This is a genomic window from Ignavibacteriota bacterium (genome assembly GCA_016212665.1).
Taxonomy (GTDB): Bacteria; Bacteroidota; Ignavibacteria; order UBA10030; family SZUA-254; genus FW602-bin19.
Genome location: JACREZ010000032.1, coordinates 207,633 through 221,147, shown reverse-complemented (window position 1 = coordinate 221,147; position 13,515 = coordinate 207,633). Strand labels below are relative to the sequence as shown.

At 41.0% G+C, this 13,515-nt stretch carries 6 protein-coding genes; 3 read left to right on the top strand and 3 right to left on the bottom strand.

Going from position 1 to position 13,515, the window contains the following annotated elements:
* Positions 1-115: 115 nt before the first annotated feature.
* From HY960_11500 to HY960_11490, 3 genes are all read right to left on the bottom strand, one after another.
* Positions 116-1,576: a tetratricopeptide repeat protein gene (locus HY960_11500; GenBank protein MBI5216368.1), complete on the bottom strand. Its 1,461-nt coding sequence runs from the start codon at positions 1,574-1,576 to the stop codon at positions 116-118.
* Between the two features lie 123 nt (positions 1,577-1,699).
* Positions 1,700-2,209 carry a hypothetical protein gene (locus tag HY960_11495; GenBank protein MBI5216367.1) on the bottom strand — a complete coding sequence of 170 codons (510 nt, stop codon included), beginning with the start codon at positions 2,207-2,209 and terminating at the stop codon, positions 1,700-1,702.
* An 81-nt stretch (positions 2,210-2,290) separates the two neighbouring features.
* Positions 2,291-5,338 carry a hypothetical protein gene (locus tag HY960_11490; protein MBI5216366.1) on the bottom strand — a complete coding sequence of 1,016 codons (3,048 nt, stop codon included), beginning with the start codon at positions 5,336-5,338 and terminating at the stop codon, positions 2,291-2,293.
* 428 nt (positions 5,339-5,766) lie between these two features.
* Between HY960_11490 and HY960_11485 the strand changes: the two genes are divergently transcribed.
* From HY960_11485 to HY960_11475, 3 genes are read left to right on the top strand one after another with little or no spacing between them, the layout of a single operon-like run.
* Positions 5,767-8,025, top strand: a complete 2,259-nt coding sequence (locus HY960_11485; GenBank protein ID MBI5216365.1) for a hypothetical protein — start codon at positions 5,767-5,769, stop codon at positions 8,023-8,025.
* Positions 8,022-10,646 carry a hypothetical protein gene (locus HY960_11480; GenBank protein MBI5216364.1) on the top strand — a complete coding sequence of 875 codons (2,625 nt, stop codon included), beginning with the start codon at positions 8,022-8,024 and terminating at the stop codon, positions 10,644-10,646. Before HY960_11485 ends, HY960_11480 begins: the two co-directional genes overlap by 4 nt.
* A complete protein-coding gene (locus HY960_11475) occupies positions 10,643-13,501 on the top strand; it encodes a TonB-dependent receptor (protein ID MBI5216363.1) in 2,859 nt (952 codons plus the stop codon). The genes HY960_11480 and HY960_11475 overlap by 4 nt, the downstream gene beginning before the upstream one ends.
* The last annotated feature ends 14 nt before the right edge of the window (positions 13,502-13,515 follow it).

The window sequence follows — 13,515 nt, the reverse complement described above, 5'->3', positions numbered from 1 at the left end:
CGTGGTTACTGGTTAGAGGTTTGTGGTTAACGGTTTTGTAACTTCATGTTACATCTATACACGAATGACAAATGACCAATAACAAATAACTACTCAGCATTCACAAATCACCAGTTTAACGAGATAGGTCGCGTATCTTCTGCCGAGCCTGTTCGACATATTGCTGATGTGCTTCAGTGGCGAACTTGAGGAACGATTCGTAACACTCGATGGCGAGTTGTTTCAATCCCTGTCGTTCTAACAAATTTCCTTTGTTGAGATAGGCGAGAGCATGCGCTGGGTTGAGTTTGATTGCACGATTGAAATCATCAACGGAGTTTTCAAACTGAGCAAGTTTCATGTAGCATAAACCGCGGTTATAGAACACGCTCGAATAACTCGAATCAAACCGGATTGCCGTGTTAAAATCAACAATCGCCTTCTCATAATTTCCTTTTCGATAGTACGCCGAGCCGCGCGTTGAGTACGATTCCTTGTTCAACGAATCCGTTGTAAGCACTTTCGTAAGCATATTTATTGCCGCATCATAATCTCCCTGAGCAAAGGAAGCGTTCGCGAGATTGTGAAAAACAACCGTTGACGTCGAATCAAGTTTCAACGCGCTGTTGTAATCGGCAATTGCTAACGGATGGTTTCCTTTTTTTGAATATGCAATGCCACGCCCGATGAACGCATTCACCAACTGCGGGTCAAGTTCGATTGCTTTAGTGAAATCCATGATTGCAAAGTTATGCTCGCCATTGCTGAAGTACGCGTTTGCGCGCTCGTTGTATAAATCTGCCGAGTTCGGATTCAGTCGGATGGCATTTGAAAAATCTCCGACTGCGAAACTGAACTTCCCGAGTTCGAAATATGCTTTCCCGCGTCGGTAATATGCGTCTGTATAATCCGGATGAATGTTGATGGCTCTCGAATAACTTTCGATAGCGAAATTCGGGTTTCCCATTTTTTTGTGGAGGTCGGCAAGATTGAAATGCGTTGTAGCATTGGTGGAATCAAGTTCCGTTGCTTTTGTATAATCTTCAATTGCCTGCGTAACATTGTTTCTTGAAACATGCATGACCGCGCGGTTGTTATATGCTTCTGCTGAACGAGGATTTAGATCGATTGCTTTCGTGTAGTCGTTCATGGCTAAATCAAACTGACCTTTTTTGAGATACGCATTTCCCCGAAACGTATAATTGTCTCCCTTCGTAGTATCGAATGAAATTGCTTTGTTCAATTTTTCGATTGCAACTGTGAACTCATTTCGTTTCAAATGAAGTAAACCAAGATTTGTATAAACATCCCGGAAGTTCGGTTGCAGTTTCAACGTCTTATCATAATCGAGCAAGGCGAGTGAATCCATCCCTTTTTGTTGATAAGCGAAACCGCGATTGTAATAGAATTCCGGTACTTCGTTTTCCCATTCAATAAGTTCCGTCAGTTTTTTAATTGCTTCATCGAACTGACCTTTGGCAAGAAATTCCTGTACTTGTTTCTGCACAAGCGCTGGGTTTTCATCCGCCTGTGAGAAACAGTTGGATGCGCCTATCAAAATCAAAATAAATAAGAAGATGAATGAGTTCTTGTTCATAGCAGATTCCTGAAAAGTGGAAAACCTTGTTTGTTGATGGTGGTAGTTTAATCAAAACAAGTGGGAAAGACAAGAAATTTATGATTCTCTCGTTCTCCGGTAGAAGAAAGTGATAACTACATTCTAATCTTGCCTGAAATACCTTTTCGGTTTCGGTTTTTCACGCTTAGCAAGAATCTGAAGTTTTCTTTTTCGCTTTAGTTCTTCCTTCTTTATTTCTTCTTTTTTCTTCTGAACGTTCTCAACTAATTCAAAAAGGTCAGTTGTGTGAACACGTTCTTCTCTGAAGATTAACAACCGAAGGAACAGCATTAACGGAGAATAGAGTGAACCTGATGGAGAATAAACAATAATTGATTGATAAAGATAGCCGATTCCTATCATCATCATGGCGAGTTCAATAAATTTTGCAGCCGCCCCCATCGAAGCAGGGTTCTCTCTGATGGTGAGAACGGCTTGAACACAATTTACAAGAAATGCTATAAAGAAGAACATGATGAGCCATGCAAATATTCCCCCGTACCAGCGAAAATATTTTGGCTGAAAGAATGAAGCGAATAGTTTGATGTAGCCGCGTTTATCCAGAACGAAGAGAATCACTGCAACTACAATGATGAGAAGGATGATGTTCACATTTCACCAAGAATCAAGTGAAAATATATCAACCAAACAAACCATTATTGTCTCTTATATCGGGCATTGGGAATCGAGCATTTAAAATTGTTCACTCAAACTAATCACCCAACGGAACTTGAATTTGTTTTCACCGGGAAGCGGTTTTGTCATGAAGAAGGGAAAATCAATGCGTAGAGTTCTCAACCCAAGTCCGGTGAAAATGTTTGATTGTGCCGCTTCTCCGAGTAGGGAATTTAACGATGCTAATCTGAATCCGATTCCGAAATCAAGTTCGAACCGTTCATCCCAGAGTCGTTCGTTCGACCGGGAGAGTCGTGCGGCGTCAAGAAAGAGGGAGCCGCGGAAATATTTCAAAACATAATTCGCATAAGGGATTTTCATATTGTACCATGGGAAGGTCGAGTTCCATTTCCATTCGAGATTGAATGCGTCAATCTTTTCTCCCGAAATCATCGAAGAATAATATCCGCGAACATTTCCTCCGCCGGGTGCAAACGCGTGGTCACGGATTTCAGTCGGTAACATTCCTTTGCTTCGTAGAAACGCCGCGTTGTAATGTTCGAGAGGTGATGAACCGCCTGCATAAAATTTGACTTGTTGCGGAATATTCCCAAAACCGACACCGTTGTAAACCCGAACTCCAAGCACCGAACCGTTGGGGAGTGTAATATTGGATTTCAGTTCAACTGTTCTTTTTGAATATTGGAAATCGCTTTGTCCAAATAATGAAGAAGAACCTTCTGCATAAACAGCTGCATTCACTGTCCAATTTTGTCCGCGGTTGAAATAGGTGTAGCCAGCAATAATTCTGTGTAACTTTCCTTCGTCCCAAACAAATGGATTGAGTAAGTAATCTTTATTCATGAGTTCACTAAATGCGTACTGCAAGTGAAGGTTATGATAGGGAGGAACAGAGTAACTGTTTCTGAATCCTTTATTGAGCACAAGCGCATATCCTGTTCTTCCTTCGAGTGTATAAGCACGCGCATCGAATGAAGTGATAGGAGAAATTTTATACATGTTATGAGAGAGTGACAAATCGTAGTTGAACGTTTGTTCACGCGTGTTGTACAATTGATAAAAAGTAAAACGACTTAAATCCTCCAAGTACGAACCGGTGACCTTGTATCCCAAGTTCATTCCTCCTTCATCGGTATACCAGAAGGATGGACGCCAGCGAAGATTGTAAGCATTGATTGGAGCGATACTCATCATTGTATTATCGAATTCAATTTTTGTCTTGACGAACCCTGTTCTATTGTTCAGTCGATTCATGTCAAGAATTCGTCCGTCGGGATTAATTTCTGCACGAACAGGTTTTGCCGGGAGTTCAATTGTTGTATCGAAATCAACCTCTGCATTGAACCATTTATCAACCGGGATATAAACAGTTCGTTTGTTTCCGTCAGCCATTTCGATTTGAACATCAAGCGGCATGATTGCTTTTCCCAGTCGGTAAATATGGAACTTTGTTTTATAAACAGGCTCGTTATTGTTGTTAGAGAGTTCATAATCCAAACCACATATTCCATAATCACAAGTAAATGTCCGGTCGTACCATTGGTCGAAAAACCAGCGCAAATCTCTGTTTCGACTCACTTCATGAATTGTTGAATAAAAATTTTCCGGATACACTAACTTGAATTGCCATTTGCGGTAATATTCTTTCATAACAGTTTCGAACAAGGAATCGCCCAGAACATATTCAAGCATGTATAATGATGCGGCAGTTTTTGAGTATATCGAAGTTCCGTAGTGAGATTCAGTAAACCTGTAAATATGTGTGGCAATTGGTTCCTCATAACCAGATTGAGCGAGTTCAATTGATTCACGCTGGATTGCATCGCGAACATTGTCATTCGGAAATGCAAAAAACTTTTGATACCACTCAGTCCAGATAAATGAATTGTCATATCTTCCCCAATATTCCTCAGTCGCTTTTGCAGTCATGAACGTAGCAAATCCTTCATCCATAAATGCGAAGTTAGTTTCGTTACTACCTACAATCATCGGAAACCAGTTGTGTCCCACCTCGTGTGCAATTACTCCGAACGGAGAGTGGGAATTTTTATCACCGTAATGTCCTATGAATGTTATTCCGGGATATTCCATTCCACCACCAATCGGACCTTCAACAACGAAGCAATTTTTGTATGGGTATCTTCCAAAGTGTTCACTGAAGAACTGAATCGAAAAGCGTCCATACTCTGCGGCGTTTTTCCAGAACTCTGCCTTATCGGGAAAGTAAAGTGAGTGAATGGTAACTTCCTGTTGACCATCGTTCGGGTTGTAATGAGCGACATCCCAGATATAATTTTCGTTTGCCGACCAGGCGAAGTCGCGAACATTTTCTGCATGAAATTTCCATGTAATATTTGTTGAGTCTTCTCCGTTCTTCCATTGTGTCGTTGAGTAATCCGCAATGCGCACAGTTTCGGTTTTACCAGTTGCATCGAGAAGTTTTTGCCTGATGCTATCGGCGTACACTTCTTCAGGATTTGTTAATTCACCCGTAAACCCAAGCGTAAAACTTTTTGGTAGAGTGATGTTGACATCAAATGTTCCATAATCATTATGAAACTCCGCAGGTCCCAGGTATTGGCTTTTGTCCCATCCGTATTTATCATAACACGAGATTTGCGGGTACCATTGTGCGATATCATAATCCCGACCATCATGTCCGGTTCGATTACCACCCTGTGGGATTTTACCAGTCCAATCTACCGAAAATGTAATTACGCTCGATGGAGGTAAGGGAGAAGGTAATTCAATTCTCATGATTGTATTATCAATTGAATATTTGGGAGAAATTTCACTTTCACCATCAACGATAGAAAATTTATTAATCGTAGTTCCTCCTGAACTTTCATGCCAGTAGTATTTTGCACGCCGGGCAAGTTCTTCACCTCGACTTCCTTCAGTGAAATAATTCCAGTACAAACGAAAATAAATTTCTTTCAAAGTATCAGGTGAATTATTTGTATAGATAAGTTTTTCTTTGCCAAAAATCTTGTGTGACTTCGGGTCAAGAGTTGCATCAATTTTATAATGAACATGTTGTTGCCAATAATTTTCAGCAAGCAATACTGATGGAATGAGAAGGAGGAAAACAAATAAGTGTTTCATGTATATAAAAGTTATAGTTCTGTAAATAATTATGTTACACCGAACGATGAGAAAATAGGAAAAAAGAAAAGAGGTTGCAAGAAGGAAAGTCCAAAAAAAAACGCTCAGGTCGGGGGCATACCTGAGCGTCTGTGTGGAGTCTATCCATGCCCTAGGGAGAAAGCATGAATAGAAAAAAATTACAGCACAAAAATACGGATTCATTTATTAACAGTCAACACTTTCTATGAGAAATTATTTTTCATACTTAAGTGAAATCATGTTCACAAAAATTGAATGACAAAAATATAACAGAACATTTCACTCACGACTATGAAAAGTTGAGTGGAAAATTATTTTCTGATTTTCTTTTTGGACATTCTTTGAAATTCATCTATATTTGCAACACGATTTCTTATGTCCAAGCTATACCCCCATAAAACAACACTATGAAAGTTCTCCGAAAACTTTTCTTTGTTGTTTTTGCAATGTTTACTTTTCTCTTCTCTGAAAGTTATTCACAACCGTTACTTTTTCCTAAAGTGACAGATGATATTGAAAATAAATATACTACAGTAGGGCAAATAGGTCTCACGATTACAAATTTTGGAACCATCGGAACTAGAAATAGTCGTTGGCCATCTCAACCTTCCTGTGAATATCCTCGGGGAAGTTTTAAGGAACACATTTATCAAGGAGGTATCTGGGTCGGAGCGCTTGTACTTACCGCTGATTCAAATGATTCGAGAAATAACCAATACCTCGTCTCTACGGGTACTACGGATAGGGCGGGCGGTTCGCGAAGGGGCGGCGAAGGAAATGAATACACGACAATTTCTGGCGATACCATGACTGAACTATCATCATTGGCTGATGATCGCCCATTAACGGCAAAATTTAGTCTGAATGCCGTCAGTCATCAGGATTTTATTTGTGATTATCTTGACACGAATACGCGTGTTCCTGCAACAGGCGATTCAATTCTTTATCATAGTCCATTGAAAATTACAATCCATCAGGAAAGTTATGCATGGAATTTTCCTTTTGCAGACTTTTTTACCATTCTTCGTTATCAAATCTATAATGCAAGTCCGGACACGCTTGATTCGGTCTACGTAGGATTTTGGAACAATGCGGTAGTGAGGAACACGAGTCGGGTTGGTGGTGTAATCCCGGGAACGGTTGGTTATTTTGAGAGAACCGGACAAGGATACGATTCCCTCAACCGGATGGCTTATTCATTTGATTTTGATGGTCGCCCCGGAATCAAGCCTGCTGATAGTTATGTAGGATTAAAATTACTTGGCACAACTCCGTTTCCATCGGGAGTTGATTCTCTTGCTGATTTATTCAAACGTACCTATTACAATGCTTGGACATTTCGATTAAATAGCGGTGAAGAAGAATTTCTTTCTCCCACTGATGACTGGAATGCCCGGGAAGTATTAAGTCGTTACTCAAGAATGACTAGGACAATGCCAAGAAACTTACTTGCGACGCTCAGGACCACACCCCGTAATGCAACGTATCTTCTTTCAACTGGTCCTTTTAGTAGATTAGAACCCAACGATACATTAGAAGTTGTGTTTGCAGTTGTGTGTGCCAGTAAATTCGGAAGTGAACAACCACAATTCGATAAAGTTGAACAGCGAAAGAATTTGTACGCAAATGCCTCGTGGGCTCAGCAAGCCTACAACGGCGAGGACGCAAACGGCAACAATATTTTGGACGACGGTGAAGACATCGCCCGTCGCGATTCTGTTTCTCCAACAGAAGTTGGGTTGAGGTATGAGCCGGACGGAAAAGTAACGCGATATTTATTACCAACTCCGCCGCGCAGACCGAAAGTTCGTGCGGAAGTGAAAGACCAATCTATCACCATCTATTGGGACAAAACAACAGCCGAAGAATCTATTGACCCGATTAGTGGTTCGAAAGATTTTGAAGGTTACAGAATTTATCGTTCAGGAACGGGAAAAGATTTTCTTGACCACGAAAACTTTTTATTGAATCTGCAATTGGTTGGCGAATTCGACAGAACTGATAACGACATTGGCTATAATACAGGTTTTGGAAATATTTTACTCGATGAGCCATTAACCTTTGAACCGGATTCTGTAAGTTGTAGAGATAGTGCGGGAATAACAGTCTGTGATACAATTCGAGCAACTCGATACTGGTATCGTTTTCCCCCCGCTGGCTCTAATGTTGAACATTTGAACGGATGGCAATATATCTATGCAGTTACAGCGTATGATAAGGGTGACTCCAATGTAACTAGTCTTGAAAGTTCCAAGTCGTTATTGCGGTTGGTTCCCGGCACTACTCCTACATCCGTTTCATCAGATGAAGTTGGTGTGTACCCGAATCCCTATTATGTCAATGCGTATTGGGATGGTGGTAAAGAACGACTCAGAAAGATTTACTTTTACAATTTACCGGAGCGTTGTCTTATTAGAATTTATACACTCGCTGGTGATGTCGTTACTGAACTTGAACATGAAGGTTCATCGTATGATGGGGCGGAGATTGAGTGGTTTAATCAGTATGGAGATGCTTCAACGAAAGCACAATTTGCCGGTGGTGAACATGCGTGGGATTTAATCACAAAAAATGACCAGGCAATTGCAACCGGACTGTATCTCTTCACGGTAGAAGATAGAACTACAGGGGAAATCAAACGAGGAAAGTTCCTGGTGATAAAATGAAATTGTTTCTTCGCTTTTGTTTGATTCTTACTGTTTTTTTGTTTGCATGTAAAAATGAAGAAGACAGACCGTTACCGAATAAAAAGCCCAAAACTTTTTTCTGGATATTTCCCGATACAATGATTCATGAAGGAAATAGTCGTCAGCGAATACATTGGTGGGGCGAAGATGGAGATGGTGTTGTTAAGGGATATTTGTTTGCATTAGGCAAGTTCTTGGATTCAGCGGGGCAACTGCCTTCACCCGATACAATTGGCTGGAGATTTACGACAAAAACTGATTCTCTTGTTTCCTTTCCTTTATTGACGAAACAAGATACATTCCATATTGCGATTCGTGCTGTAGATAATACATTCTCAATTCCTGTTCCTCAGTCAAAACAAGACACACCGTTTTTTTCAAATGCGTTAGTTCGATTTTCTCCTTCACCGTATTGGGATAAAAACGAAAATGGAATGTTCGATGGCAATGATGTTTATTTGCACGGAATTGAAAATGCTGTTGACCCGAAAGGTGCGACACAACCAATGCCATTGAAAAATCAACCACCGAAAATATATTTCGCAGTTGACCCGAACACACAAGCAGAAGTTTTCAAACAACCTGAAACAACCTTTACTGCCGCAACATTCGCGTGGTATGGGACCGATGCTGATGGCGACCAAACTATTTCCAAATATGTTGTTGGATTGAATGATACTATCAATCCATCACACCAAATTATTTTACCCGGCACTGTCAAACTCATTACTCTTGTTGTTCCACGTTCTGTGAGCGATACTACCACAAGCATTGTTAGTGCAGATGTTTACACCGGTACGTATAAAACTCCTCCTGTGAAGGTGGGCACCATAGGCGGATTAAAATTGAACGACATGAATCGTTTCTTCGTGCAGGCAATTGATGTCGCAGGAGACTCAAGTCACTATATCGGAATGCCACAAGGGAGTGGAAAGTGGTATGTGAAGAAACCCCAAGGTAAATTACTGATTGTGTCTGATTATATCGTCTCTGATAGCGTGAACGCTTTGACATTTTATCGTTCCATCTTCCCGCAAGTTCTTGGAGGGGAGTTCGCCCAGTTTGAAGTAATGAATGTGGCGCGTGGACTTTCTGCTCAAAATAAAAAAGACGCTCTTATCAGTAAGAATGTACCCCCATTTTTCGACCCGGCGATGATTTTTACATTGCATTTGTTCGATGTTGTTTTTTGGTACACCGACCCGTATCCGAGTTTGAATGTTGCACAAATCCCGTTGTACGAATACATCCACAATCCTAATCATCCGGGAAAAGTAATTTACTCAACGATGTTTGAAACTTCGATAGACCCATCAGGTGCGTTGAAAGATTTCGCTCCAATTGATAGCATTAGTCCTGTTGACCTTGTCACACCGAGTAGATTGTTACCAGCACAAGGCGATACTCGGTTGCCTGGCGGTTCATATGTTTATGCCGATTCTTCTGACCCCGATATATTCCCGAATCTGATGTTCAATACAAATGTTCCGACACATACTTTATACATGCGTCCTGTGTATAAGCGACCTGACAGCAGGTACATCTATCATGTTCAGGAAGATACGCGGCTTCCCATTCGCTATGCACACGGAGTAACTTTAGGTGAGTTCCGTGCAGTCAGTGGAGAACTTACCCATGTCTGGGCTTGCGGTGTAAACGGAATAATTTATCACACGTCAAATGGCGGTGTTAGTTGGGAAAGTCAAACCGAAGGAAACGGTGATACGCTGAACGCAATTCAGATGATTAACAGAAATAACGGATGGACAGTTGGCAATACCGGGACAATGTTTCAAACAACAAACGGTGGTACAACGTGGATAAACCGCTCCCTCGTGACATTTGCTGACCTTACTGATGTTCATTTTATATCAAACACTCATGGCGCTGTTGTTGGAAATTATGGTTTGATTATTCGTACAACGGATGGAGGACAAAACTGGCAATCGCAAACAAGCGGGACTGAACAAACACTAAATGCAGTCCGGTTTTCAACAGAACAAATCGGAATTAGTGTTAGTGATGGAGGTTTGATTCTTACAACCACGAACGGTGGTTCTACCTGGCAGTCAAAGCAAAGTATTTCTACTAAAGATTTAAATGCTCTCGCCTTTACCGATACATACAATGCAATCATTGTAGGGGATAGGGGACAGGTTGTCCGGCTTAACTCAACTGACAACGGAACTACATGGAACAGCAACGAATTTACACTTGGAACTGCTTCTGATTTGCATTCAATATTTTTCTTTGATAATTCAAACATCTGGATTAGCGGTACAAACGGAGTTGTTTTCAAATCAACTAATGGAGGAACTACTTGGATAACCGTTCCGACCGGAGTTACTCAACATCTCTACGGGATTTTCTTTTCTTCGAATGATACTGGCTGGGGAGTTGGTTCGTTTGGAACAATTCTTTCCACTTCGAATGGAGGAAGTTCATGGAGTACTCAGCCGCAAGGAAATATCAATGTTGGAATTATTGATGGCGCGAAATCGTTTGTATTTCTTGGTTTACCTTTGCATCGGTTAAACGGAGCGAACACGGTAAAGGATTTTCTTGAGCACGTGTTGTTCGAGGAGTTTAATCTGCGATGAAAAAGAACAACTCTTCATTCACTGTCAACCTTGCACTTCTGTTCTTGTGTGTATTGTTTATTTTTCACAACGAGACTCTGTTTGCCCAAGCGAAAGGTACAATTACCGGAACCGTCGTTGATGCAAAGAGTAAAGAACCTCTTCCCAGTGTAAACGTGATGGTGAAGGGAACGTATTATGGTGCGGCGAGTGATTTTGATGGAAAGTTTACAATCGTAAACGTGAATCCCGGAACATACGTCGTTGAAGTTTCGTTGTTGGGGTATAAGTCAATGCAATATTCATCCGTGAAGGTTGTTGCCAATGAAAAAACAACTCTTGATATCAGGATGGAGGAAACGGTACTCAGTATCGGGCAGGAAATGGTAATTGTAGGTGAGAAACCGTTGTTCAATCTTGAAGAAACACAAAGCAGGCGTTCACTGACAAGCGAGGATATTCAGATTGCGGCAGTAAAGAGTGTACAGGATATTGTTTCGATGCAGGCAGGTGTTGTTCAGTCAGATAATGAAATTCATATCCGTGGCGGCCGTGCCTACGAAAACGCATATCTGGTAGATGGAGTTTCAGTGCAAGACCCACTTGCTGGAATGGGTTTCGGATTACAACTTCCGCCAGCAGCAATTCAGGAAATGGAAGTTATTTCAGGCGGTTACAATGCTGAGTATGGTCAGGCAACTTCAGGTATCGTAAACATCACCACGAAAGACGGCGACCCGAAGTTCAGTGGGTCGCTCGGCTATAAGCAAGACCATCTCAATCTCAATTCGTTTAACACAGACATTATTGAAGCAAGTTTGAGCGGACCTTTGATGCTTGACCAAATCCTGGGTACTGAGCAAAGCAAACTTTCATTTTTTACTACTCTCTCAGGCAACTTTACAGATAGTTATACCAGATGGGCTGACGAAATTGTCAGTGGGAGACCGACAAACAGAAGAATTCTCATTACTCCGAACCAACTGAATTCTTCGCTCATTGATGATGACCGATTGTACGCTCCGAGACGAAGCAATGTATGGTCGCTTTTATCGAAAGTGACGTGGAGACCATCATCAATAGTGAAGTTGACATACGCGTTTACTCATTCTCTGATTATTGACCAGAACTCTCAGACTGTTTCCTCAACTCTTGACCGTGTGGAACCGAACCCTGGATTTCAATACGAGTTTATGTATATCCCGGATAGCGCGAATACGTTTACACAAAAAAATTTCCAGCACTCATTTGCACTCACGCATACACTGAGTTCGAAAGCCTTTTATGAATTAAAGTTCAGTCGTTACTCGGCGCACGTTCGAGGCGATGCAAACGGAAAATATTTTGACCAATACAACGAATACAGAGACGTAATAACTCTTCCGGTGGATTATTATAATATCGAAAAGGATACAATCGGTGTTATCCCGGGAGACGGATTTTACGATGTGGGAAATCCTTCGCGATGGCGCGACCATAATTTAAACGAGTACACATTCAAAGGTGACTTTACCAATAATTTCACAGAGAAGCATAAATTCAAAGCAGGTGTCGAGCATCGTTATCAGGAAATGCAAATGGTTGATATTGTTTCTCCTTGGTTTAAGCCGCTCGGTTTGAATAATGATGTTTATACTACTTACCCGAGTCAGGGCGCATTCTACGCTCAAGATAATATTACTATTAAGGGAATGATTCTCAATTTCGGATTACGATTAGATTATTGGTTCCCCGGAAAATTTGTTGATGATGCACTTAATCTTCATCCAGATTCAATCAATGTTGCACCATCAATCGTTAAGGGATATTTCGAAGAAACGATGAGTTTGTTTAATACCAGATTCAAGGCTAGAATGAGTCCACGTCTCGGTATTTCTCACCCGGTCTCAGATAACCAAACATTATTTTTCTCGTATGGACATTTCTCGAAACTCCCACGTCCGCAATTTGTCTATTCCAAACTTGAAAAAACAAGTGCAAGGTCATCTTCACAAACAGTCGGTAACCCGAATCTGAATCCAGAAACAACTGTCTCTTACGAACTCGGATTGCGTAATCAATTCGGCGAAAGTGATGTTTTGACAGTTACGGCTTATTATAAAGACATTTTTGATTACATCACATCAAGAACTATTCGGGCAACAAGCCAACGCCGGGGTTCATTCACAACGTATATCAATCAGGATTACAGTCGAGTACGGGGAATTGAACTTGAATATAAAACAAGATTTTCACAACAACTGAGAGCGACCCTCTCAGGTTCGTACTCCATCGCAACGGGAAAAAGTTCGTCTGCTGATGAAGCGCTTTTTAATCTTTCACAAGGTTTGGAAGAAAACATTAAGGAAGTCCCGATGATATTTGACCGACCGTTACAATTCAGCGCGAACATTGGTGTTACTTCCAAAAAGAACGAGCCATTATTCGGATTTGGGAAGGGTTTACTTGATAACATGAATATCTTTGTACGACTGTTTTATCAATCAGGAAAACGACATACCTACTATTCGTTGTACGATGTAGATTCACTCATTGGGAGAAATATGTACCAACCCGATTACAAAAATCCGCTTTCAGAGTTGGGAGATGATTGGTTTTATGTAGATTTGAACATCGAAAAATTTATTGACTTGAGTTTTGGAAAACTTTCGATGAATCTTGAAATCAAAAATATATTTGATAGAAAAAATTCACAAATTGTTAACCCGATAACGGGAAAGGCATACGAGTACGGAGACAATACGCAATATCCGAGCCCTGCTGTTAATGACCCGTTGTATCCTGATCTAACATATCCTGTCGATGCGTTTCCTTACAATCCGGCGAGGTATCTCAATCCACGAACGTATTTACTTGGTTTGACTTTTAGGTTCTGAGATGAAAATACAAC

What these genes read in the sequence shown, in the direction of transcription:
- HY960_11490 (MBI5216366.1), bottom strand. Translation starts at nt 5,338, where the DNA reads ATGAAACACTTATTTGTTTTCCTCCTTCTCATTCCATCAGTATTGCTT.
- HY960_11480 (MBI5216364.1), top strand. Translation starts at nt 8,022, where the DNA reads ATGAAATTGTTTCTTCGCTTTTGTTTGATTCTTACTGTTTTTTTGTTT.
- HY960_11475 (MBI5216363.1), top strand. Translation starts at nt 10,643, where the DNA reads ATGAAAAAGAACAACTCTTCATTCACTGTCAACCTTGCACTTCTGTTC.
- HY960_11500 (MBI5216368.1), bottom strand. Translation starts at nt 1,576, where the DNA reads ATGAACAAGAACTCATTCATCTTCTTATTTATTTTGATTTTGATAGGC.
- HY960_11485 (MBI5216365.1), top strand. Translation starts at nt 5,767, where the DNA reads ATGAAAGTTCTCCGAAAACTTTTCTTTGTTGTTTTTGCAATGTTTACT.